The 21,594-nt window shown below is 73.1% G+C and carries 21 protein-coding genes and 1 pseudogene; 7 read left to right on the forward strand and 15 right to left on the reverse strand.

What is annotated here, in order from left to right:
• Nucleotides 1-15 precede the first annotated feature (15 nt).
• On the forward strand, nt 16-1,143 hold the full coding sequence (locus H305_RS0119355) for a PAS domain-containing protein (protein ID WP_028801837.1): 1,128 nt from the start codon (nt 16-18) through the stop codon (nt 1,141-1,143).
• Between the two features lie 15 nt (nt 1,144-1,158).
• Here the strand turns inward: H305_RS0119355 and H305_RS0119360 are convergent, their stop codons facing one another.
• A complete protein-coding gene (locus tag H305_RS0119360) occupies nt 1,159-1,953 on the reverse strand; it encodes an RNA polymerase sigma factor SigF (RefSeq protein ID WP_028801838.1) in 795 nt (264 codons plus the stop codon).
• Nucleotides 1,954-2,325: 372 nt separating this feature from the next.
• Between H305_RS0119360 and H305_RS0119365 the strand changes: the two genes are divergently transcribed.
• Together H305_RS0119365 and H305_RS0119370 are read left to right on the forward strand one after the other, a co-directional pair.
• Nucleotides 2,326-2,712, forward strand: a complete 387-nt coding sequence (locus H305_RS0119365) for a DUF2795 domain-containing protein (RefSeq protein WP_028801839.1) — start codon at nt 2,326-2,328, stop codon at nt 2,710-2,712.
• A gap of 93 nt (nt 2,713-2,805) precedes the next feature.
• Nucleotides 2,806-3,186 (forward strand): CBS domain-containing protein, encoded by a 381-nt coding sequence (locus H305_RS0119370; protein ID WP_028801840.1) that lies wholly within the window; start codon nt 2,806-2,808, stop codon nt 3,184-3,186.
• A gap of 69 nt (nt 3,187-3,255) precedes the next feature.
• Here the strand turns inward: H305_RS0119370 and H305_RS0119375 are convergent, their stop codons facing one another.
• The 3 genes from H305_RS0119375 to H305_RS0119385 form a co-directional block, all read right to left on the reverse strand.
• Nucleotides 3,256-3,873 carry a TIGR03086 family metal-binding protein gene (locus H305_RS0119375; protein WP_051370737.1) on the reverse strand — a complete coding sequence of 206 codons (618 nt, stop codon included), beginning with the start codon at nt 3,871-3,873 and terminating at the stop codon, nt 3,256-3,258.
• A gap of 5 nt (nt 3,874-3,878) precedes the next feature.
• Nucleotides 3,879-4,112: a DUF6158 family protein gene (locus tag H305_RS0119380; protein WP_037764603.1), complete on the reverse strand. Its 234-nt coding sequence runs from the start codon at nt 4,110-4,112 to the stop codon at nt 3,879-3,881.
• 227 nt (nt 4,113-4,339) lie between these two features.
• Nucleotides 4,340-5,959: an ATP-binding cassette domain-containing protein gene (locus tag H305_RS0119385; protein ID WP_028801843.1), complete on the reverse strand. Its 1,620-nt coding sequence runs from the start codon at nt 5,957-5,959 to the stop codon at nt 4,340-4,342.
• Between the two features lie 216 nt (nt 5,960-6,175).
• On the opposite strand from H305_RS0119385, the gene H305_RS0119390 reads away from it, so the two are divergent.
• The 3 genes from H305_RS0119390 (at nt 6,176) to H305_RS0119400 (ending at nt 8,857) form a co-directional block, all read left to right on the forward strand.
• Entirely contained in the window at nt 6,176-7,693 is a 1,518-nt protein-coding gene (locus H305_RS0119390; protein ID WP_028801844.1) for a bifunctional phosphatase PAP2/diacylglycerol kinase family protein, read from the forward strand.
• Between the two features lie 128 nt (nt 7,694-7,821).
• Nucleotides 7,822-8,643 (forward strand): class I SAM-dependent methyltransferase, encoded by an 822-nt coding sequence (locus H305_RS0119395; RefSeq protein ID WP_028801845.1) that lies wholly within the window; start codon nt 7,822-7,824, stop codon nt 8,641-8,643.
• 43 nt (nt 8,644-8,686) lie between these two features.
• A complete protein-coding gene (locus tag H305_RS0119400) occupies nt 8,687-8,857 on the forward strand; it encodes a hypothetical protein (protein WP_028801846.1) in 171 nt (56 codons plus the stop codon).
• Between the two features lie 110 nt (nt 8,858-8,967).
• Here H305_RS0119400 and H305_RS46460 read toward each other — a convergent pair whose 3' ends face one another.
• From H305_RS46460 to H305_RS0119420, 4 genes are all read right to left on the reverse strand, one after another.
• On the reverse strand, nt 8,968-9,753 hold the full coding sequence (locus tag H305_RS46460; protein ID WP_051370739.1) for a GvpL/GvpF family gas vesicle protein: 786 nt from the start codon (nt 9,751-9,753) through the stop codon (nt 8,968-8,970).
• Between the two features lie 97 nt (nt 9,754-9,850).
• Nucleotides 9,851-11,698: a transketolase gene (locus H305_RS0119410; RefSeq protein ID WP_028801847.1), complete on the reverse strand. Its 1,848-nt coding sequence runs from the start codon at nt 11,696-11,698 to the stop codon at nt 9,851-9,853.
• Entirely contained in the window at nt 11,695-13,038 is a 1,344-nt protein-coding gene (locus H305_RS0119415) for an NAD(P)/FAD-dependent oxidoreductase (protein ID WP_028801848.1), read from the reverse strand. The genes H305_RS0119410 and H305_RS0119415 overlap by 4 nt, the downstream gene beginning before the upstream one ends.
• 179 nt (nt 13,039-13,217) lie before the next feature.
• Nucleotides 13,218-13,709, reverse strand: coding sequence for a phage holin family protein (locus H305_RS0119420; protein WP_028801849.1), 492 nt, complete (start codon nt 13,707-13,709; stop codon nt 13,218-13,220).
• 155 nt (nt 13,710-13,864) lie between these two features.
• Between H305_RS0119420 and H305_RS0119425 the strand changes: the two genes are divergently transcribed.
• Nucleotides 13,865-14,215, forward strand: a complete 351-nt coding sequence (locus H305_RS0119425; RefSeq protein ID WP_028801850.1) for a VOC family protein — start codon at nt 13,865-13,867, stop codon at nt 14,213-14,215.
• Nucleotides 14,216-14,333: 118 nt separating this feature from the next.
• On the opposite strand, the gene H305_RS0119430 is transcribed toward H305_RS0119425, so the two are convergent.
• The 7 genes and pseudogenes from H305_RS0119430 to H305_RS0119460 all read right to left on the reverse strand — a co-directional run bounded on the left by H305_RS0119430 (nt 14,334) and on the right by H305_RS0119460 (nt 21,587).
• Entirely contained in the window at nt 14,334-16,307 is a 1,974-nt protein-coding gene (locus H305_RS0119430) for a DUF5107 domain-containing protein (protein WP_028801851.1), read from the reverse strand.
• A 51-nt stretch (nt 16,308-16,358) separates the two neighbouring features.
• Nucleotides 16,359-17,255 (reverse strand): arginase family protein, encoded by an 897-nt coding sequence (locus H305_RS0119435; protein WP_028801852.1) that lies wholly within the window; start codon nt 17,253-17,255, stop codon nt 16,359-16,361.
• A 5-nt stretch (nt 17,256-17,260) separates the two neighbouring features.
• Entirely contained in the window at nt 17,261-17,821 is a 561-nt protein-coding gene (locus H305_RS0119440) for a GNAT family N-acetyltransferase (RefSeq protein ID WP_028801853.1), read from the reverse strand.
• A gap of 26 nt (nt 17,822-17,847) precedes the next feature.
• Nucleotides 17,848-18,090, reverse strand: a complete 243-nt coding sequence (locus H305_RS0119445; protein ID WP_028801854.1) for a hypothetical protein — start codon at nt 18,088-18,090, stop codon at nt 17,848-17,850.
• A 118-nt stretch (nt 18,091-18,208) separates the two neighbouring features.
• A pseudogene (locus tag H305_RS50770) lies at nt 18,209-18,597 on the reverse strand (peptidase S15); the annotation flags it as partial.
• A 49-nt stretch (nt 18,598-18,646) separates the two neighbouring features.
• Nucleotides 18,647-19,582 (reverse strand): S66 peptidase family protein, encoded by a 936-nt coding sequence (locus H305_RS0119455; RefSeq protein ID WP_028801856.1) that lies wholly within the window; start codon nt 19,580-19,582, stop codon nt 18,647-18,649.
• A 31-nt stretch (nt 19,583-19,613) separates the two neighbouring features.
• Nucleotides 19,614-21,587: a prolyl oligopeptidase family serine peptidase gene (locus H305_RS0119460; protein WP_028801857.1), complete on the reverse strand. Its 1,974-nt coding sequence runs from the start codon at nt 21,585-21,587 to the stop codon at nt 19,614-19,616.
• Nucleotides 21,588-21,594 lie beyond the last annotated feature (7 nt).

A 21,594-nucleotide genomic window follows, 5' to 3' on the forward strand; every position in this document is an offset into this window, starting at 1 on the left:
GGTTACGTTCGTCGCATGGCGGAGACGGACGATTTCGGTGAACAACTCGCGGATTTCGTGCGCCGCGTCGCGGAGTTGAAGGCGGCGCGGTCCGTTCCGGCCGGCGACCTGCCGACCGTGCTGGACGCGGCCCTCTTCGAACTCGACCATGTGGTGGACCGGTTGTGGCCGTGGTTCCAGCGGCTTTCCTCGGACGGCGTGACCGCCATGGCCTCGGCGGACCGTCAGGAGCAGCAACTCCTCAAGGCGCTCTTCCAACGGGTACCGGTGCCCGTCGCGCTCGTGGACCGCGAGACGGTGGTGCGCAGACTGAACTTCGCCGCGACCGCGTTCACCGGTGTCCGCGCCGGTTACGCGACCGGCCGGCCGCTGACCGGGTTCCTGGCGCACGCCGACCGGGCCGCGTTCCGTTCGCAGGCGGCGGCGGTGGCGCGCGGCGAGGGCGACCGCAGCCTCACCGTGCACCTCCAGCAGGAGCCGTCGGTCCCGGTGCGGGCGACGCTCACCGCGCTGCGCCCCGGCGGGGAGCCCCGGACCGCCGTGCTCGTCGTGCTGCAGCCCGCGGACGACCTGGTGCCGTCGGGGCGGGGCGTGCCGGGCCCCGCGGTGCCGAGTCTGTCCGAGACCACCCGGCGGGCGACGCTGATGGACCTGGTGGACGCTATGGCCACGGCGCTGCTGAGCCTGCCCGGCGAGCGCGCCGCACCGGCGCTCGAACGCGCGGCGGGGGTGCTGCACGGGCGGTTCGCGGACTGGGTGGTGACCGACGCGGGCGCCGCGCACCTGACCCGTACGGCGGTCCTGGGACCGGCGGAGTGCGCCGAGGAGGTGGCGGCCCTGGCCGGGCAGGATCCCGCCGCGTGCCCCCTCGTGGTCGAGGCGGCGCGCGGCGGTTCGACGGCGCTTCAGGTGCGGCCCGAGGACCCTGAGGCCTTCGGCCGTGACACCTCCGGCGCACCGGTCCTCGTACGCGCGAACGTGACGTCGTTGCTGTGCGTGCCGCTGACCGGCGCGTCAGGGACCGTGCACGGGGTGCTGACGCTGTTCAGGAGCGGGACCGGGCCGGCGTTCTCGATGGCGGAGGCACAGGCCGTGGACATGATGTCCCGTCACATAGCCTTGGCCATGGCGCGGTTGAACTGACCGGCGGCCCGCGGGCTACGCCGCGTCACGCATGACCTGGTCGCGCAGCCGGTCGCAGCAGCGGCTGATCAGCCGGGAGACGTGCATCTGGGAGATGCCGAGTTCGTCGGCGATGCGGCTCTGGGTCATGTCGCCGAAGAACCGCATGTAGAGGATGGCGCGTTCACGTTCGGGCAGGGCCTGGATACGGGGCTTGACGGCCTCGCGGTCTACGACGGTGTCGAGCGCGGGGTCGGCCGAGCCGAGCGTGTCGCTGAGCGAGTAGCCGTCGTCGCTGCCGGGCAGTTCGGCGTCCAGGGAGAGCGCGGTGAAGCTCTCCAGGGCCTCCAGGCCGGTCCGGACGTCGTCCTCGCTCATCCTGGCGTGCTCGGCGATCTCGGCGATGGTGGGCCTGCGCCCCGGCACGGTCTGCGCGAGGTCCTGGCAGGCGAAGCGCACCCGGTTGCGCAGGTCCTGGACCCGGCGCGGCACGTGCAGGGTCCACATGTGGTCCCGGAAGTGGCGCTTGATCTCGCCGGTGATGGTCGGCACGGCGTAGCTCTCGAAGGCGTTGCCCAGCTCGGGGTCGTAGCGGTCGACGGCTTTGACCAGGCCGAGAGCGGCGACCTGGCGCAGGTCCTCGTAGCTCTCGCCGCGGCTGCGGAAGCGGCCCGCGAGCCGTTCGGCCATGGGCAGCCAGGCCTCGACGATCCTCTCGCGGAGCAGGTCGTGCTCCGGGCCCTGGGGGAGCCCGGCGAGTTCGCGGAAGGCCCCGACGGTGTCGGGGGCGTCGTCGTGCGGATGGTGCGTCGCGCTCGCTTTGGTTCGCATGATGCGTCGCAACTCCCTCGGAAGGTGCCTTGAGTTGGACAGTCACCGTGGGAGCGCGCCCGTGCGCCGGACGGGTACACCCGTGGCGCGGTTCGCCGCTCCCACGGACGTGCCTCCTGTCCGAAGCACTGGGGCTGCGTCTGCCCCGCCGCATGCGTGACAAACGCCGGGTCCCGCAGGGGACCCGCTCCCGGCCGCACGCGGGACGAAGGTCCTGCCGCACGGGAGCGGACTCCGCCGTCTGCCGGGAGCGCGGCCGAACAGGCCGCCGACCAGGCCGATGTACGCGCGCGTGAACAGGCGTGCGGACGCACGTGTCGAGCGCGGGCCGACGGGTACGCGCTCACCACCCCCGAACCTCTGGAGGGACAGATGCAGCGAGGCAGTGACCGCTTGAGCGTCCACCGGGACGAGGAGATGAAGCACGAACTGCGGGACGTGCTCAGGTCGGGACACCCGACCCGGACCGACGAGTGGCACGATCCCGAGCCGGTCGCCGACGACGATCCGCCGATCACGGTCGGCCCCGTCGTGCCGAACCGGTCACCCGGCTCCCTGGAGACGCTCCGGCTGGAGCTCGCGCGGTACCTGGGCCGGACGTCGTTCCCGGCCGGCCCCCGCGAGCTGATCGGCGTACTGCGTGGCAAGAACGCACCCGACAGCCTCGTCGAGGCGCTGGAACTGCTCCCGATCGAGGAGCGTTACGGCACCGTCCACGAATTGGCCGAATCGGTCGTGGGAGCCGTCAGGGCGCGTTAGCGAAGGCATGGCCGCCGGGACCGGGGGTACTGCGGGTGGCATCGTCCACCACCCGGACACCCCCGGTCCGGGACGGCAGGAAGGCCGGCAGACATGGCAGTTTTCGTCAGGGACGTCATGACGCCGGGCGTCGTCGCGGTCCGCCCGGACGCCTCACTGGTGGAGGCGGCCCAGCTGATGCGCGCCCAGGACGTCGGTGACGTCCTGGTGGCCGATCACGAACTCGTCGGGATCCTCACCGACCGCGACATCACCCTGCGCGCCGTGGCGGACGGCGTCGATCCGCTCGCGGTGAGCGCGCGGGCCGTGTGCACACCGCATCCGGTGGTGGTCGGCCCGGACGACGCCCTGGTGACCGCGGTGACGCTGATGCGCGACCACGAGGTGCGGCGGCTGCCGGTGGTCGAGGACGGACGCCCGGTGGGCATGGTCGCCCTCGGCGACCTCGCCGCGGCGCTCGACCAGGACGTCTAGACCGCGAAGCCGCCACCTGGCGCTCCGTGCCTGTGGGCGCGGCCGCCGGGGCCCGAACCCTCGCAAGGCTCAGGGCCGGCGCCCCAGCAGGCACAGCAGCTTCGTCTGTTCGTCCGCGCCGGGCGGCGGCTGCACCGGCTCGGCGAACAGCCCGCTCTCCGCCAACCGGGCGACGTACGGGGCCACTTCGCGCATCGTGAGGGCGACGAGGTCGGCGGGGAGCTGCTCGTCCGCGCCGATCGCGCGGGACAGGTCCCAGGCGTGCACGACGAGGTCGGCGGTCATCTGCGCGCAGTAGGCGTCGGCGCCGGTGTCGCCGTACGAGAGCTGGACCGTGCGGTCGAGGGCGCGCGGCGCGCCGAACGCCTCACGGGCGGCTCGGGCCGCCGTCTCCCAGGAAGCCGCGGGGTCGGAACCGAGCATGTCACCGTCGAAGGTGTCGCCGATCGCCTCCACGGTAGCGCCGTACCGCACCAGCGCGGGCACCCACAGCTGCTCGGAGACGAGGTGGTTGACCAGGTCGCGCACCGTCCACTCCCTGCACGGCGTGCCCGCCTCCCACTGGTCCGCGCGGACCCGGCGGACCCGGTCGCCGAACAGGTCCAGGGCCTGCGCGTGCCGTGTCAGCAGGGGATCCGGGCCCAAGGCGGCGAGCGGTCCCGTCCTGTGTTCCGTCGTGGGAGTCATGCGGCTCAGGCCCCTCCGGGCGTCCGTCCGCGGGCGCCGTCGCGTGTGCGGCCCGCGACGACCCGGCGGCGCGGATGGCGGCGCAGGTATTCGCCCTCCAGCTGCGCCATGCGTTCGTTGTGGACGCGCAGGGCGTCGTTCGAGCCGTGCAGGAGCGTGTCATGGCGCGTGCGATGGATCGTCTCCAGCTCCTTCATCAGTTGCTGGTCGTCCAGACGGCCCGGTTCGACTCCGGTCATGGTGATACCCCGCTCGTCGTGTCCTACGGTGCGGTCCGGGTACCGGCCCGGCGAGCACGGTCCGAGCGGCATCCGGGAGGGGGCCATGGAGCTCGCCTTCCTCCCTCCACCTTACGAAGATCCGCGGCCCTCGGCCTCCGTGTGCGCCGCAGGAGCGGCTTGCCGGAGGCCGGGTCGGGCCCGGGCGAAAGGCCCGGGCCGAGCCCGCACGTCCCTGGATCAGCGGCTCACCTGGCACGCTCCACGCGGCGCTCGTCCCACACCGGCTCCTGTGTCTCCCGCACCCGCCCGTCGGACCCGAAGACCAGATAACGGTCGAAGGACCGGGCGAACCAGCGGTCGTGGGTGACCGCGAGGACCGTGCCCTCGTACGCCTCCAGCCCCTCCTGGAGGGCCTCCGCGGACTCCAGGTCGAGGTTGTCGGTCGGCTCGTCGAGCAGCAGGGCGGTGGAACCCTCCAGTTCCAGGAGCAGGATCTGGAAGCGGGCCTGCTGGCCGCCGGAGAGCCTCTCGAAGCGCTGCTCGGCCTGCGCGGTGAGCTCGTAGCGGCGCAGCCGGGACATCGCGGCGCCACGGCCTTGGGAGTGCTCGGTCCACAGGAAGTCGAGCAGGGTGCGGCCCTCCAGCTCCGGGTGGGCGTGCGTCTGCGCGAAGTGACCGGGCACCACGCGGGCGCCGAGCTTCCACTCGCCGGTGTGGGCGACGGTGTCGCCGGCGAGCAGGCGCAGGAAGTGCGACTTGCCGGAGCCGTTCGAGCCGAGGACGGCCACCCGTTCGCCGTAGAAGACCTCCAGGTCGAAGGGGCGCATGAGTCCGGTGAGCTCCAGACCCTTGCAGGTGACGGCCCGCACGCCGGTGCGTCCGCCGTGCAGCCGCATCCGGATGTCCTGTTCGCGCGGCGGCTCCGGAGGGGGTCCGGCCTCCTCGAACTTCCGCAGCCGGGTCTGCGCGGCCTGGTAGCGGGACGCCAGCTCATGGCTGATGGACGCGGCCTGGCGCAGGTTCAGTACGAGCTTCTTGAGCTGGGCGTGCTTCTCGTCCCAGCGGCGGCGCAGCTCCTCGAAGCGCGCGAACCGCTCCCGGCGGGCGTCGTGGTACGTCGCGAAGCCCCCGCCGTGCACCCAGGCGTCGGCTCCCGTGGGGCTGGGCTCCACGCTCACGATCTTCTCGGCCGCACGGGCCAGCAGTTCCCGGTCGTGCGACACGAAGAGGACGGTCTTGCGGGTCTCCTTGAGGCGTTCCTCCAGCCAGCGCTTGCCGGGGACGTCGAGATAGTTGTCCGGCTCGTCGAGCAGGAGCACCTCGTCGGTGCCGCGCAGCAGGGCCTCCAGCACCAGGCGCTTCTGCTCACCACCGGACAGGGTCCGCACCAGACGCCACTGCGCCTTCTCGTACGGCACCCCGAGCGCCGCCGTGGTGCACATGTCCCAGAGGGTCTCCGACTCGTATCCGCGCACCTCGGCCCAGTCGGCGAGCGCCTGCGCGTAGCGGAGCTGGGCGGCCTCGTCGTCGACGGTCATGATCGCGTGCTCGGCGGCGTCGACGGCCCCCGCCGCCTCGCGGATCCGTGGCGGTGCCACCGACACCAGCAGGTCCCGTACGGTCGTCTCGTCCCGCACGGAGCCGACGAACTGGCGCATCACGCCCAGTCCGCCCCCCACGGTGACGGTCCCCCCGTGCGGTTTGAGCTCTCCCGAGATCAGCCTCAGCAGGGTCGTCTTGCCGGCCCCGTTGGGCCCGACCAGGGCGACGACGGCCCCTTCTCCCACCCGGAACGACACGTCGCCGAGCAGCGCCCTCCCGTCGGGCAGGTAGTACTCAAGGTGCGCGGCTTCGAGGTGTCCCATGAGGAGGCATTCTCGGTGGACCCGGTGCCGCGGGGCAAACGTGTATTCGGCGCGACACCGAACATCGCGGGAGGTCGGGGCCTCGCGGGGTGCCCGAGGACGCCGGAGGAGGCCGCGGAAGGGCCGGGCGCGCGGGGTGGCCGCGGGCGTCGGAAGACGTCGTGGGAGCCCGGGGGCGAGAAATCGCCGGTCCGGGGTATGCGCAGTGCCATGACCCTGACCCCAGACGTCGACCTCACGCTCCGCCCCCCGGGCCGCCACGTCCTGCGGGACCGCCTGCTCTCCACCGACTCCGGCCTCTTCGAAGCGGTCGCGGCGCGCCACTGGCCGGGCGGCGACCGCGTGCTGCCCCGTCTGAGCCGCAGTGCGAACCACGGCGTGCTGTGGTTCGCCACGGCCGCGGCGATCGCCGCGAGCCGCACCCCGAGGGCCCGCCGGGCCGCCGTCCGGGGCCTGGCATCGCTGACCCTCGCCTCCGCGGCCATCAACACGATCGGGAAGCGGTCGGTACGCCGCTCCCGTCCCGCCCTGGACCCCGTCCCGCTGGTGCGGCAGCTGAAGCGCCAGCCGATCACCACGTCGTTCCCTTCGGGGCACGCCGCCTCGGCCGCGGCCTTCGCGACGGGCGTCGCCCTGGAGTCCCGGGGGTGGGGCGCGGCCGTGGCCCCGCTGGCCACGGCCGTCGCGCTGTCCCGCGTCTACACGGGAGTCCACTTCCCGAGCGACGTACTGGTGGGCGCGGCCCTGGGCGTGGGCGCCGCGTACGCCGTACGGGCCCTCGTCCCGACCCGTGACCTGGGCCGCCCGGCCGGGCGTCCTCGCGTGGACGCTCCTGCGTTGCCCGAGGGCGAGGGCCTGGTCATGGTGGCGAACACGGGTGCGGGCACGCCGGAACGGGTCCGGGCCCTGGCCGACGCGCTGCCGCGGGCGGAGGTCGTCGAGTGCGAACCGGCCGACGTCGGGGCCGAACTGGAGAAGGCGGCGGCGCGTGCCCGGGTGCTGGGCGTGTGCGGCGGTGACGGCACGGTGAACGCCGCGGCGGAGGTCGCGCTGCGTCACGGCCTGCCGCTCGCCGTCCTGCCGGGCGGCACCCTCAACCACTTCGCGCTCGACCTCGGCGTGGAGGGCGAGCGCGATCTGAGCCGTGCCCTGCAGCGGGGCGAGGCGGTGCGGGTGGACGTGGGCCGCTTCTCGGCGGGCCGCAAGGGGGGCATCTTCCTCAACACGTTCAGCCTGGGCGTCTACCCGGAACTGGTGCGGGAGCGCGAGCGCTGGTCGCCGCGGATCGGCGGCTGGCCCGCCGGACTGCTCGGCGCGGCGCGTGTCCTGCGCGCGGACCGCCACCCGCTGCACGCCGAACTCGGCGGTCGCAAGCACCCGTTGTGGCTGCTGTTCGCGGGCAACGGCACATATCACCGGATGGGCCTCGCGCCGGCCCGGCGCTTCGACCTGGCGGACGGCAAGCTGGACGTGCGGGTCGTGCACGGCGGACGCCACCCGGCGATGCGTCTGCTCCTCGCGGCCATCGCGGGACCGCTCACCCGCTCCCCCGCGCACGCCGCCGTCCGGGTGCGGAACCTGCGCATCGACGGCATCGCCCCCGGCACACTCCTCGCCCACGACGGCGAAGTCACCGAGGTGGACGGCCCGGTGACCTTGCGGAAGACGCCCGAGGCGCTGACCGTCTACTGCCCGCTGCCCTTCGACGGCCAGGACACCGGCCCCAGCGCGTGAACGCAGGAGTGTCCACATGGCAAGATATTGATCTCATCATTCGACATGAGCGCGTACGGTGATGGCATCGCCTCGCGGGGTGCGCACGCGGCCCCGCGAGGTCCCGTACGACCCGAAGGGGAACGGTCATGTCGAAGTCGCAGGAGACCGCCGTCTACACGCACGGCCACCACGAGTCGGTGCTGCGTTCGCACACCTGGCGCACCGCCGCCAACTCGGCGGCCTACCTGCTCGGTTCGCTGAAGCCCCACATGAAGATCCTGGACATCGGCTGCGGTCCCGGCACCATCACCGCCGACCTGGCGGCACTGGTCCCCGACGGGCACGTCACCGGCGTGGACCGCGCGCCGGGCATCCTGGACCAGGCTCGCGACCTGGCCGCCGAACGCGGCCTGGACAACGTCGAGTTCGCCGTCGCCGACGTGCACGCCCTGAAGTACCCGGACGACACGTTCTGCGTGGTCCACGCCCACCAGGTGCTGCAGCACGTCGGCGATCCGGTCCAGGCGCTGCGCGAGATGTACCGGGTCACCAGGCCGGGCGGCCTCATCGCGGTCCGCGACTCGGACTACTCGGCCATGACCTGGTACCCGCTGTCGCAGGGCATGGACGACTGGCTGGACCTGTACCTGCGGGTCGCCCGTGCCAACGGGGGCGAGCCGGACGCCGGGCGCCGTCTCAAGTCGTGGGCACTGGCCGCCGGCATCCGGGACATCACGGCCTCGTCGAGCACCTGGACCTTCGCCACCGAGGACGAGCGGTCGTGGTGGAGCGGGCTGTGGGCCGACCGCACGGTGGCCTCGGCGTACGCGGAGCGGGCCACACAGGCCGGTCACGCGACGGCGGAACAACTGCGGGCCGTGGCGGAGGCCTGGCGGGAGTGGGGGCGTCAAGAGGACGGCTGGTTCTCGGTCCTGCACGGAGAAATCCTCTGCCGCAAGGAGGCCTGATTCTCCGGTTCCGGGAAACTCGGACGGGCAGGAGGTCAACACTATGGTTCCCATCCTGCTGGTACTGCTTCTGGTCCTGATTCTCTTCGGTGCCGGTTTCGCGGTGAAACTTCTCTGGTGGATAGCGCTGGCGGTGCTCGTCCTGTGGCTGCTCGGATTCCTGGTGCGCGGCACGAATGCCGGTGGCGGCAGGAGCCGGTGGTACAGGTGGTAGCCATCCCAGTCTGATTCCGGGAGCCGTCCAGAGTTCCCGGGAGAGCGAGACGAGCGGCCCGCGGACCGGCCATCCGGTCCACGGGCCGCTCGTCTCATGCCCCGTGCACGTCAGGCGTGATGGACGGTGGTGTCGCACGCAGGCCATGCCGATTCCCCCGCGAACGCCGGTTCTCCGGTGAAGGCGTAGGCCGCCCACGGCCCGGTGAATTCCACCCGCAGACCTGCCTCCTCATGCTGGGCGCGACGCACCCGCTCCACGAATTCCTCCGATTTCATTCGAGGAACCAGATAGGCCGCGTCGAGCACATTCGCGCCGGACTTCCCGGAGAGCTCCACATTGCGTGGCGGATGCAGACACGCGCCCTCGGCGCGGCGCGACAGGTCGTCATGCAATTGCCGGGCATATTCCTCCGCATTCGCCGGAACCCGACCTTCCGCCGCCGCGCCGGAAATCCCCGCGAGGTCCGGGCCTGAACCGGCGGAGGCGGCGGGCCGGCCGGTCTCCGCGTAGACCCGCACGCGCCATTCCACCCGCCCGTCGATGCGGTCGAGTGCGCGCACGAACCGGTCGTGGCCTTCCTGCATCATCAGGCGCACGGCGGCGTCGTCGCGGAGCACCGTGGCGAGCCGCAGGGGCAGCGGGCTGGTGACGGTGGTGAGTGCGTCGACGACGCACTCGTGGGCCAGGGCGGTCTCGCCCACCCATTCCGGATCCCGCAGACGACCGCGCAGCGGCTCCACGGCGAAGTCCTCCTCCGGGACCGTGCCGACCACGGCGACCAGGTCCTCGTGCACAACCTGGCGGGCCGGGGCTCCCGCGACACCGGTCAGCTCGGCCGACAGGGCCGCGGGGAACGGCCGGCAGATCGCGTAGACGTACCGCAGACCGGTCATGCGCTCTCCTCCTTCGGACCCGGTCGGCGCGGCTTCGGCACCGCCCGCCCTCACCACTCGGCATACCTTCGCGTCGTCCTCCGTCCTCGCCCGCCGCTCAGCGCACCACCGCCGTCTCCACCAGGAGCCGCGCGGCCGCCGCGATCGCCTCGGCGTCGATGCCCGCGGCGTGCAGCTGCTCGCCCGGGCTCGCCGAACCGGGCATCGTACGGACGGCGAGGCGCACCAGGCGCGGCACCGGGCGGCCGTCCAGGAAGGCGTCCAGGACCGCGTCCCCGATGCCGCCCTCCTCACGGTGGTCCTCGACCGTGACGAGGCAGCCGGTCTGTTCGGCGGCGTCGCGCAAGGTCCGCCGGTCGACGGGCTTGATCGAGTAGAGGTCGACGACCCGGACCTGGATGCCCTCGCGGTCGAGCGCCTCCGCGGCGGCCAGCGCCTCGTGGACGGTGACACCGGCCGCGACCAGAGTCAGCCGGTCCTGGCCACTGGCGCGCAGCACCTTGCTGCCGCCGACCGGGAACTCCTCCGTAGGGCTGTAGATCACGGGGCTGTCGCCGCGCGAGGTGCGCAGATAGCGGATGCCCTCCAGGTCGGCCATGGTGGCGACGAGCTTGGCCGTCTGGTTGGCGTCGCACGGGTACAGCACGGTCGTGCCGTACAGCGCGCGGAACATCGCCAGGTCCTCCAGGCCCATCTGGGAGGGCCCGTCCTGCCCGATGGCCACGCCCGCGTGCGAGCCGACCAGGTTGATGCCCGAGCCGCTGACCGCCGCCATGCGGACGAAGTCGTGCGCGCGGGTCAGGAAGGCGGCGAAGGTCGAGGCGTAGGGCACCCAGCCGCGGCTGGCCATGCCGACGGCGGTGGCGACCAGCTGCTGTTCGGCGATGTAGCACTCGAAGAAGCGGTCGGGATGCTCCTTGGCGAAGAACTCGGCGCGCGTCGAATCACTGACCTCGCCGTCCAGGGCCACGACGTCGCCGCGTGCGGTGCCGAGCGCGGCGAGCGCCTGCCCGTAGGCGTCCCGGGTGGCGACCTCGTCGCCGGTGTCGTAGCGGGGCAGGTCGAGGTGTGCGGAGTGCGCGGTGTGCACGGTCCGTGCGGCGGGCGGCTGCTGGACCTCCACGTGCCGGTCGTGGACCCCGCCCAGTTCCGCGACGGCCTCCTCGGGGTCGGGCAGCGGCTTGCCGTGCAGGCCCTCGCGGTCCTGGGCGGAGGCGACGCCCTTGCCCTTGAGGGTGCGGGCGATGATCACGGTCGGCTGTCCGGCGGTGGATACGGCCTCGCCGTAGGCGCGGTCGATCGCGTCCACGTCGTGCCCGTCGACCTCGACGGTGTGCCAGCCGAAGGCCCTGAAGCGCCGGGCGTAGGCGTCCAGGTCGTGCCCGTGCCGGGTCGGTCCGCGCTGTCCGAGGCGGTTGACGTCGAGGATCGCGACGAGATTGTCGAGGTGCTCGAATCCGGCGTGCTCGGCGGCCTCCCACACGGAGCCCTCGGCCAGTTCGCTGTCACCGCACAGCACCCACACCCGATAGCCGGTGTGGTCCAGCCGTTTGCCCGCGAGCGCGACGCCCACGCCGACGGGGAGCCCCTGCCCGAGGGAACCGGTGGCGGTCTCCACCCACGGCAGCCGCCGGGGCGTGGGATGGCCCTCGAGCCGGCTGCCTCGCTTGCGGAAGGTGAGGAGCTCCGCCTCGCTGATGGCCCCCGCGGCCTTGTAGACGGAGTACAGCAGGGGCGAGGCGTGGCCCTTGGAGAGGATGAACCGGTCGTTGCCGTGATGCTGGGGGCGTTCGAAGTCGTAGCGCAGGTGGTTGGCCAGCAGTACGGCCATGAGATCGGCCGCGGACATCGAGGACGTGGGGTGCCCGGAGCCCGCGGCGGCGGCCGCGCGCACGCTGTCCACGCGCAACTGCTGTGCCAGCTCATTGAGTTGACGGCTCTTCATGACGCTCCTTCCGGTCGGTCGGCGTGCTTCGCCGGTGCACCGGGCACTCGTGCCAGTTCCGGCGAGGCGGTGTCCAGGGGGACGGACCACGAGCGGACCAGGCCGAGCTGTACGGCCTGGCGCGGGAGTACGGCGTCCAGCAGCCAGTCGGCCGCGACGCGGATGCGGTTCGCCGGCATGGCGGCGAGGTGGTAGCCGCGGGTGACCGCTCCGGCGACGGGCCCCGACAGCGGGACGCCGAGCGGGTTGGCGGCGGCCTTGGCGCCGCCGAGGTCGACGGTGAAGCCCAGGTCGCGGTGGTGGTAGGCGCGGCGGCTGCCGATGCCGAGCGAGGCGGCGACGTTGCGTCCGGCGATCCGACCGTGCCGCCAGGCGTGCTGGGCGGTCATCGGCGTGTACTGCCCGGGCCGGTCCAGATCCGGTACGGCCGCGGCGTCACCGCACGCGTACACCTCGGGATGGCCGGGCACCTGGAGGTACGGGTCGACGAGCAGCCGCCCGTGCTCCAGAGGCCGGTCGAGTCCCGCGACCAGCGGATCGGGGCGGACACCGACACACCACACCAGGGTCCGGGTGTCCACGAACTCCCCGTCGCTGAGCCGGACCCCGGTGGGCGTGGCCTCCTCGACGGACGTCTGGGTGCGCACGTCGACGCCGCGCTGCCGCAGCACCCGGTCGGCGGTGCGCGAGAGCCGCTCGTCGAGTTCGGGCAGGACGCGCGGCGCGACGTCGAGGAGCAGCCAGCGGGGCCGCATGCCGTCGTACAGCGGCTGCTTGCGCACCAGCGCGTCGGTGAACAGCTTTCCCTGGGCGGCGACCTCGGTCCCCGTGTAGCCCGCGCCCACCACGACGAAGGTGCAGCGTGCGGCGCAGTTCTTCGGGTCGTCGGCCGCGGCGGCGAGCTCCACCTGCCGGGTCACGTGATCCCTGAGGTAGAGCGCCTCGGGCAGGCCGCGGAAGCCGTGCGCGTACTCGGCGACGCCCGGCACGGGCAGCAGTTTGTTGACGCTGCCGACGGCGAGGACGAGGCGGTCGTAGCCGAGGGTGCCACCGTCGCCCTCCGGGCCGGTGTAGTGCACGGTGCGGGCGTCGAGGTCGATGCCGTCGGCCTCGCCGAGCACGAGACGCACCCGTGGCAGGGTTCCGGGGAGCGAGACGGTGACGCGGCGTGGCTCCAGCACGCCGGCGGCCACCTGGGGCAGCAGGGGCAGGTACAGGAAGTAGTCGGTGGGGTTGAGCAGGGTGATGTCGGCCTTGTGCCGGGTCAGCCGCGACAGGACGCGGGCCGTCCGGTACCCGGCGAAGCCGGCACCGACGATCAGGATGCGGGGTCGACTCACGGTTCGCCTCCGGCGGTGTCGCTCGTACGGGGTCTTCCGCGTCCCCAGTGCGCGGTCCCCCAAACACCGGCGCCCCCAGCGTCTCACCCGTGTCGTCCGGGTACACGTCGGGAGCGCCGCGGCGAGGAGTCGCCGTCACCGCAGGCGGCGTGCGTCACGGTCACCGCACGCGGCATCCGTCACGCACGGTGATGGGGCGCCTCCGGATAGTCCGTTCCGGGAATGTGGGGCGTGCTGCCGGGGGCGCCCGGGGGGACGGGCGGGACCGGCGGGTAGGGCATGCCGAGGCCGCTGGGCGGAACGGCCGGGGCCGAACCGCCGGCGACGCGGTCGGGGTCGGTGTGCCCGTGCGGGTGCGCGGAGTGTCCGTGCGTCTGCGCGGACGGCCTGGCCATGCCGCGCAGCACGAAGGCCATCACTGCGAGCAGTGCCGCGGTGATCAGGGCGGCGGCCCAGCCGGGCAGCCCCGCGGCGAGGCCCAGCCCGATGGCCAGAGCCAGCGCGGCGCCCGCGTACAGGGCCAGGGCGCCGGACGCCGCGTACAGCGTGGCCGTGCGGCGCTGTTTGCGGGTCTGTTCGCGCAGCTCGTCCCGTACGGTCTCGCGGGCCACCTGCGCCAGCTCGTCGACGAGGTCCTTGTCCAGGTGTTCCAGATGATCCAAGCGTTCCATGGCCGCCGAGTACCCGGCTCGGCGGGGGCATAACGCGAGGTCGGCGGCGGGACCCGGGCGGCTGGGCGCCCCGGCGGACCGGCCGGTGCGCGCGCGGTGTGCGGGATCCGTGCGAAACGATCTCCCGTCCGGGCGGCCCCAACTAGGCTCCTCCCATGGAGATTCTGGGAGCCACGCTGCGTATCTGCGTCGACGACCTGGAGGCCTCGGTCCCGTTCTACGAGAGACTCGCCGGCGGGAGCGCCCTCCGCTTCGAACGCGGCGGTGTCTCCGTGGCCGCGGTCGGGTGCTTCCTGCTGATGAGCGGGCCCGAGGCCGAACTGGAGGTCCTGCGCAAGGTCGCCGCGACCATCGCCGTCAAGGACGTCGACGAGGCCCACCGTGTCCTCACCGACTCGGGCGCGCACGTGCTCGCGGGTCCCGTCGCCACCCCGGCGGGCCGCAATCTGATCGCCATGCATCCGGACGGATCGGTGTACGAGTACGTGGACCGCAGAGCGGAGTAACCGCCGGAGTGCGTCCGGTGGGCCCCCGGGGGCTCCGGCGCGGGTCCGGCCGGCCCGCCGGGGGCTCAGGTACTGACGGAGCCCCCGGCGGAGCACCGGGGCGCGTGCCTCGGGCCGGTCAGTCCGTGGGCGGCCGCATGCGGAACTCGTACCGCGCCGGCAGCGGATCGTCGGTCAGCCGGGCCCACACCTGGGACATCACCTCGGCGCCCTCCCGCAGGTCGGCCACCTCGAATCCCTCGTCGAAGACGGCGCGGGCCGCGGGCACGTCCCCCTCCGCGAGCAGCAGCTGCGCCTCGATCAGACGGAACCGGCCCCGCGCGCGGGTGCCGGAGCCGAGCCGCTCCCACACGGACCGCGCCTGACGGGTCCGCCGAACCGCGAGGAGCGCCTCCACGGCCTCCCGCCCCAGCGCGGTCGTCGCCGCGGTCCACACCTCCCCGGAGTCCCGCCGCTCGCGGCACAGGTCGTCGAACGCCTCGACGTACCGGTCGGCGGCCCGCTCCTTGTTGCCCGCCTGCGCGTCGGCGACGGCGAGACAGCGCAGCAAGGGCCACAGGGACGGGGCGAGTTCGAGGGCACGCTCCCAACTGCGCACGGCCTGCGCCGAGTCGCCGGCGTGCCACTGGGCCACCCCGAGGTGGTACTCGGCCAGCGGCACGGCGGGCGCCGTCTCCAGCATGTCCCGCCAGTGGGGGGCGACCAGCGTCTCACCGGGCGGTCCGACCCGCCGGGGCTCGGGAAACGCTCCGGTCCGCAGGAGTTCGAGCCAGGGGGCCTGCGCCTCGCCCAGCGTGGACTCCTCGAACGGCGTGCCGGGCAGTTTGTGGGCGGAGCGCAGGACCTCCAGCGCTCCCCAGCCCGATCCGACGGCGAGCACCTCGCCGGGGTCGGTGTCGGCATGCGGCAGCCAGGCGGCGTACGCGGCGTCGACGTCCCGGCGCGGCAGGACGTCCTCCAGCCGGGACTCGGCCTCCGCACGCGCCGCCGCCCAGTCCTCGCCGTGCGCCGCTTCGGCTCCCACGGTCAGCGGGCCGTAGGCCTCCAGCCAGGAGAACTCGCTCTCCGCCTCCAGCCGTACATGTTCGAGCTGCGTACGCGCCAGTCCGGCCTGGATCTCGCAGTAGCCGCCGGTCCCGGGCTCGGTGAGCCACTCCTGCCAGCGCCGCCCGCCCGGACCCGAGCCCCACACGAACAGCTTGCGTCCGCGCAGCAGGTCGGTCGAGGTCTGCACGAGCGCGTCGCCCGCCTCGTCGACCGCCGCGATCCAGCGGCGCTGCCCGTCGGGCACCTCGTAGAAGAAGTCGGCGGGGAAGTGACTGTTGAGCGGGTACGTCCGGTCGGCGTCGTCGTACGACGGCACCGGTATGCGCCGCAGCCGGCGCTCGTACCCGAAGTGCCAGGCCTCGTCGGCCGGCGCCAGGACCCTGCGCTCCTCGGGGACCGCGATGTTGGACCACCAGTACACCGGCGCGGGCCGCTCGTGCGGATTGCGCACGCGGACGCCGACATACAGGAAGTCGGAGCCGTCCGGCAGCCACAGATCGACCTGGAAGGGGAGGTCCCGCAGTCGCTCCCACTCCCACAGGCGCAGCATCTCGCCGCCGTCGGGGGCGGGCACACGGGCGGCGTGGAGGGGTGAGCAGGACAGGGTGGTGTGGCCGGTGGCGCCGATGTTCCACTCGATACCGCCGGAGAACCAGGCGCCGTTGAGGGCGAAGCAGGCGGGCTGCACCACCGGGTTGCGGTAGAGGAGTTCACGCTCGGTGGGTTTGTGCAGGAGCGAGACGATCCGGCCGCCGAGGCCGGGCAGCACGATGGCGCGCAGCCGGTCGTTCTCGATGACGAGGGCGTCGAGTTCGCGGGGCGCGCGCGCCCTGTCGTAGCCGTCCCGGATGCGCTCCGGCAGGACGCTGTGCAAGGGCTCATAGCCTATCTGCCGGGCCATGTCGCGCGGCAGGCCCTCGCGGTCCCGCTCGTCGATGCGGTGCGCCTCGTCGAGGGTCAGCAGCGGAGGAAGCGGATTGCTGGGGCCCAGGTCCGCCGCCGGGAGCGTCAGTACGTCACGTCGGATCGTCGTCACGATGACCATGGAACATGGTCCTGCGGGAAGTGACCAGGGGCTGTGCTCGCAAGAATGCGGTCAGGATTCCGCAAAGGCGGCGACGACGAGGTCGGCGAGCAACCGCCCCGCCGTGTCTTCCGGGTCCAGGTCGGGGTCGTAGATGGTGACGTTGAGGCCGACGCAGTGCGGGGAGCGCACCAAGGGGCGCAGCAGTGCGAGGAGTTCGTCGGGGAGCAGTCCGTCGGGGTCGGGGCTGTCAACGGCCGGCATCACGGACGGATCGAGGCAGTCGGCGTCGAGGTGCACCCAGAAGCCGTCGAGGTGCGGCTGTTCGAGAGTCTGCAGGGTGGCCCGCGCGAGGGCGTCGGCACCCCACTCGCGCAGTTCTCCGACGGTCACCGTAGGGATCTTCAGCGCGGCGAGCTCGTCCCGCTCGGTGTCGTAGTCGCGGATGCCGAAGACCCGTACGTCCTCGTCGCGCAGATAGGGCCTCAGCCCCTCCAGGTCGGTCAGGTCGTCCTGGCCCCGGCCGGTGGCCAGGGCGAGTTCCTCTCCGCCGGCGGCGCCGATCCGGTCGGAGTTGCCGGGGTGCCGGAAGTCCGCGGATCCGTCGACGGCGGCGAGTCCGTAGCGGCCGATGCGGCGCAGCGCGAGCGACGCGCCCAGCTGGATGGAGCAGTCACCGCCGAGGACGACGGGCAGGTCACCGGCGCGGACATGGTGCTCGATGCGGTCGGCGAGCTTGACGGTGTACGCGGCGACGGCGGCGGCGTTGAAGACGCCGTCGCCCTCCTGCCAGTCGCCCCGGTCGTAACGCGGCGGGACGACGACGCCGCCCTCCAGGGCGCCGAGCCGCTGCACGATGCGCTGCTCGCGCAGGGCGCCGGCCAGCTTGTAGCAGCCGGGGACGGTGCCCGGCGCCGGGGGCCGCAGGCCCAGGTTGGAGGGCGCGTCGAGGACCACGATGCTGCGCATGGGGCTCATCCTCTCCCGGCGTCCGCCGGGCGGGAAGAGACCATCTCCGCCGTGATCGCCCAGCGCTCGTGGTCCCGCCAGACCCCGTCGATGCGGATGAAGTCCGGCGAGAAGCCCTCCAGCCGGAACCCGCACCGCCGGGCGAGCGCGAGGGAGCCGGCGTTGCCCGGCTGCGCGTTGATCTCCAGCCGGTGCAGCCCCATCGCGCCGAAGGCGTACCGCACGACGAGGTCGAGCCCCTCGGCCATCAGACCGCGGCCCGCCGCGTGCGCGAAGGCGCCGTACCCCAGCGCTCCGCACAGGAAGCCGCCCTCGACGATGTTGTTGATGTTGATGAACCCGGCGATACCCCCGTGGTCGCGTTCGCAGACGAGAAAGCCGGCCTTCGTCGGATCGTCGATGAGCCGTCCCGCGTACCGGGCGTAGGCGTCGGCGCTGTCGGGCGGGAAGAGCCAGGGCTGGTGCAGTTCCTTGCTCTCGCGGGCCCGGGCGGTGAACTCCGTGCCGTCCTCGTGGGTGAAATGGCGTATGCCCACACGAGGGCCTTCGGCGAGGTAGTCAGGCATTCCGTCACCTTACGCGAACGGGTGTTTCAGCTCCGGCGCTTCCTGACGGCGTACGCGCCGCAGAGCCCGCCGATCACGCCGGTGCCGAGGAGGGCCATCCACAGCGGCATGGTCACCTCCGGGCCGAGCAGCCGGATCCTCGTGCTGTCCCTGTTCTCGAAGACGAAGATCAGGGTGAGCAGGGCCAGGGCCGCGATGCTGATCCTGCCGGGGCCCGCCGGCCCGCCGCTGCCGTTCCCGCCCGCGCTCTCGGAGGTCTTCGGGCTCATGCGTCCAGCATGGGCGGCGGGGTCGCGGCACGCGCGGTGGGACGTTCCTACGGGTGACCCGCGACCATCCACGGTCACAGGTCGCCTGGCCGGTCGCCGGGTCTTGTCGGTCCCCGCGTCAGTCCCCGACGACCGGCAGCTCCAGTACTCCGGTGTCCCCCGGTGAGCCGGTGACGGTCACCGGCTTCACCCCCTTGTTCCCGAAGCCGGCGTCGTCGCCGGCGGTGATGACGAGCCGGAGCCGGTGGCGCGCCTCGTACCCGTGCACGATCCCCGGCAGCGAGTCGGTGAAGCGCCTGGTGACGCCCGGCACCCGCACCGGCGCCACCAGGCGGTGGACCAGCACGACCACGTCGACCGCACGGGGCAGCGGTTCGCTTGTCCAGCCGAGGCGGGTGCCCGGTGTGTCGTAGGCGCCGGGTCGGGCAGTCCGAGGACCCCGGCGAGGGAGCTCTCGCAGTGGCTGGTCGGCGGCGGCAGGTTGCGGTACTCCCGGCTGCCGTTCGCCGCGTGGGCGACCGCCGGTCACGACGCTCGCGGACGCGGCCCGGGAGCCTCAGGCCAGGGCTGGCTCGTCCAGCGTCAACGTCCCGGCGTCGGCGTCGAGTTCGGCCGGCAGGCCGAAGGGTGTGGTGAGCGCGCCCTCACAGTGCCCGAAACCGAAGTGCTCGGCCACGGGCACGCCGAGACCGCCGAGCCGGTCGGCGAACACCGCGCGCACCTCTTCGTAGGGACCGCAGTCCTCCCAGGATCCGAGGGCGATCCCGGCGACCCCGTCGAGCCATCCGGCGCGCAGCAGCTGCGTCAGGATGCGGTCCAGCCGGTACGCCTCCTCGCCGATGTCCTCGATCAGCAGAAGCCCTCCCCGGGCGGAAGGGCGCGCGTGCGGGGTGCCGAGGCCGGCGGCCAGCAGGGACACGCAGCCGCCGAGGGTGACTCCCCGGGCGCGCCCCGGCACCAGAGGGGTGCCGCGGCCCGAGGCGATGGTCCGCACCGACTCGGGCTCGAAGAGGGTCGCCCGCAGATGTTCCTGCGCCCGCGCGTTCTTCAGGAAGTCGATGCCCGCCACCATCGGGCCCTGAAGGGTCGCGAGGCCCACTCGGGTCGCGAACGCCTCGTGCAGCGCGGTGATGTCACTGAACCCGAGGAAGACCTTGGGCCCCGCGGCGCGGATGGCGTCCCAGTCGAGCAGGTCGATCATGCGCTGCACGCCGTATCCTCCGCGGGCGCACAGCACCGCGGACACGTCCGGGTCGCACCAGGCGGCCTGGAAGTCGGCGGCACGGTCGGCGTCCGTGCCCGCCAGATAGGCGAAGTCGGGGTGACGGTCGAGGACATGGGGTGCCACCACGGGGTCGAGATGCCAGCCGCGCAGGATGTCCAGGCCCGCCTGAAGCCGCTCCTCGGGGATGGGGCCGCTGGGGGCGACGACGGCGACACGCGCCCCGGGGGCGAGTCGCGCGGGTCGGGTCAAGGGCTCGGTGGTGGTCACTCGGCGTGCTCCGGTTCCTGGCTGAGGGGTGTCACTTGGCAAGCTCCAGGGTCGGGACGCCGGGCGGGTGCAGTCCGAAGACCTGTGCGTACAGCGAGAGTTCGGACTCCAGGACCCGCACCATCGTCTCGGCCCGCCGGAAGCCGTGCCCCTCGCCCTCGAAGGCGATGTAGGCGTGCGGGACGCGTCGGCCGTGCTCCTCCAGCCTGGCCAGGAACCGCTCGCACTGCACGGGAGGACAGATCGCGTCGTCGAGCCCCTGAAGCAGCAGGAACGGCGTGGTGATCCGGTCGGCGTGCTCGGTGGGCGACCGCTCGGCGTACCGGCCGGGCACTTCGTCGATCGGGCCGACCAGGCTCTCCAGATACCGCGACTCGAAGTCGTGGGTCTCGCCCGTGGCCCAGCCCGCGAGGTCGAGGATCGGGTAGATGATCGTGCCGCAGGCGTACACGTCGTTGCTCACCAGGGACGCGGCCGTGGTCCAGCCGCCCGCGCTGCCGCCGCGGATGGCGAGCCGGTCGCGGTCGGCGGTGCCCTCCGCGGCCAGAGCCAGTGCGACGGCCGCGCAGTCCTCGACGTCGACGACGCCCCACTGCTCGCGCAGCCGGTTGCGGTACTCCCGCCCGTGGCCCGTCGATCCGCCGTAGTTGACCTCGGCGACGCCGATCCCGCGGGAGGTGAAGTAGGCGATCTCCAGGTCGAGGACGAGGGGTGCCCGGCCGGTGGGTCCGCCGTGCGCCCAGACGACGTACGGCGGCAGCTCGTCGCCCGCGGCCACGTGGCCGGGGTGGTGCGGCGGATAGATGTGGGCGTGGATCTCGCGCCCCGCGGGACCCGTGAAGGAGCGGATCTGCGGCTCCGGGTAGTACGCGGGGTCCACCGGGTCCTCGTGCCGGGCACCAATCACCCGGGCGCGGCCGGTACGGGCGTCCAACTCGACGACCTCGTAGGCGCTGCGGGGGCTGGCCCCGACGCCCATGATCCTGCTGCCGTGCACGGCCAGGGTGGGCGCGAACTCGGTCCAGGGGCCGGCCGCGTCGACCACCTCACCGGTCTCCGGGTCCAGGACGCCGAGGGCGGTGGCGCCGCGCCCGTGGACGACGGCGATCAGGCCGGTCTCCAGCGGGGCGAACCAGCGGTGTCCGACGCGCCACAGCGGACCGCCGAACTCCTCCTCGCGCGGGCACAGCGCCGCCCGGTCGCCGTGCGGGCCCAGGCGGTACAGATTCCACCAGCCGGTGCGGTCGCTCGCGTACAGCAGGGTGCCGTCGGCTGCCCAGTCGGCCTGGGCCACGGACTCCTCGGGACCGCCGGCGACGGACCGCGCGGCGTGCAGGGTGCCGTCCTCGGCCACGTCGGCGAGGATCACCTCCGTCCCGTCCCACGGCATCCGGGGGTGGTCCCAGGCGAGCCAGGCCGCCCGGCGGCCGTCCGGCGAAAGGCGCGCCCCGGTGACGAACCGGTGCCGCCCGTCGCTCAGTTCCCGTACGGCGTCGCGGTCCTCGGCGGCCGAGCCGTCCAGCGGTACGGCGGCCAGCACCCGCCGTACATCGGAGGGGCCCTCCCCGGTGAACTCCTCCAGGACGCACCACACCTCGCCGCGCTCCGGCCGCAACTGCGGGTCCACCCAGCGCAGTCCGCCGCCGAGCGTGGAAAGAGGGGTCAACGGCGTGGGTGTGCCGCCCGGTTCGTGCCGGTAGAGCCGCTGGTCGGCGAAGTTGACGAACACCGTCAGCGGGCCCTCGGGGCGCATGATCCCGGCCCACGGCTGTCCGCCGTACTCGATGACGCGGCTGCGCACGTTCCACGGGGCCGGCAGCAGGGACTCCTCCGTGCCGTCCGCCCTGCGGCGGACGAGCGTGCGGCGCCCGCCCTCCTCGGGACGGGGCTCGGTCCACCAGGCCTCGTCACCGACGAAACCCACGAACTCGGGGTGGCCGTCGTGCGCCGCGGCCAGTGTCGCGCCGATGGGCGAGGGCCACGATCCGTACGCCAAGGTCTGCATGCCGTCC

Origin of the sequence: Streptomyces sp. 142MFCol3.1 (assembly GCF_000424945.1) — a bacterium.
Classification (GTDB): domain Bacteria; phylum Actinomycetota; class Actinomycetes; order Streptomycetales; family Streptomycetaceae; genus Streptomyces; species Streptomyces siamensis.

What these genes read in the sequence shown, in the direction of transcription:
- H305_RS0119410 (WP_028801847.1), bottom strand. Translation starts at nt 11,698, where the DNA reads ATGAAGAGCCGTCAACTCAATGAGCTGGCACAGCAGTTGCGCGTGGAC.
- H305_RS0119440 (WP_028801853.1), bottom strand. Translation starts at nt 17,821, where the DNA reads ATGCCTGACTACCTCGCCGAAGGCCCTCGTGTGGGCATACGCCATTTC.
- H305_RS0119400 (WP_028801846.1), top strand. Translation starts at nt 8,687, where the DNA reads ATGGTTCCCATCCTGCTGGTACTGCTTCTGGTCCTGATTCTCTTCGGT.
- H305_RS0119420 (WP_028801849.1), bottom strand. Translation starts at nt 13,709, where the DNA reads ATGGAACGCTTGGATCATCTGGAACACCTGGACAAGGACCTCGTCGAC.
- H305_RS0119355 (WP_028801837.1), top strand. Translation starts at nt 16, where the DNA reads ATGGCGGAGACGGACGATTTCGGTGAACAACTCGCGGATTTCGTGCGC.
- H305_RS0119460 (WP_028801857.1), bottom strand. Translation starts at nt 21,587, where the DNA reads ATGCAGACCTTGGCGTACGGATCGTGGCCCTCGCCCATCGGCGCGACA.
- H305_RS0119425 (WP_028801850.1), top strand. Translation starts at nt 13,865, where the DNA reads ATGGAGATTCTGGGAGCCACGCTGCGTATCTGCGTCGACGACCTGGAG.
- H305_RS0119375 (WP_051370737.1), bottom strand. Translation starts at nt 3,873, where the DNA reads ATGACTCCCACGACGGAACACAGGACGGGACCGCTCGCCGCCTTGGGC.
- H305_RS0119430 (WP_028801851.1), bottom strand. Translation starts at nt 16,307, where the DNA reads ATGGTCATCGTGACGACGATCCGACGTGACGTACTGACGCTCCCGGCG.
- H305_RS0119370 (WP_028801840.1), top strand. Translation starts at nt 2,806, where the DNA reads ATGGCAGTTTTCGTCAGGGACGTCATGACGCCGGGCGTCGTCGCGGTC.
- H305_RS0119365 (WP_028801839.1), top strand. Translation starts at nt 2,326, where the DNA reads ATGCAGCGAGGCAGTGACCGCTTGAGCGTCCACCGGGACGAGGAGATG.
- H305_RS0119385 (WP_028801843.1), bottom strand. Translation starts at nt 5,959, where the DNA reads ATGGGACACCTCGAAGCCGCGCACCTTGAGTACTACCTGCCCGACGGG.
- H305_RS0119360 (WP_028801838.1), bottom strand. Translation starts at nt 1,953, where the DNA reads ATGCGAACCAAAGCGAGCGCGACGCACCATCCGCACGACGACGCCCCC.
- H305_RS0119380 (WP_037764603.1), bottom strand. Translation starts at nt 4,112, where the DNA reads ATGACCGGAGTCGAACCGGGCCGTCTGGACGACCAGCAACTGATGAAG.
- H305_RS0119395 (WP_028801845.1), top strand. Translation starts at nt 7,822, where the DNA reads ATGTCGAAGTCGCAGGAGACCGCCGTCTACACGCACGGCCACCACGAG.
- H305_RS0119435 (WP_028801852.1), bottom strand. Translation starts at nt 17,255, where the DNA reads ATGCGCAGCATCGTGGTCCTCGACGCGCCCTCCAACCTGGGCCTGCGG.
- H305_RS46460 (WP_051370739.1), bottom strand. Translation starts at nt 9,753, where the DNA reads ATGACCGGTCTGCGGTACGTCTACGCGATCTGCCGGCCGTTCCCCGCG.
- H305_RS0119445 (WP_028801854.1), bottom strand. Translation starts at nt 18,090, where the DNA reads ATGAGCCCGAAGACCTCCGAGAGCGCGGGCGGGAACGGCAGCGGCGGG.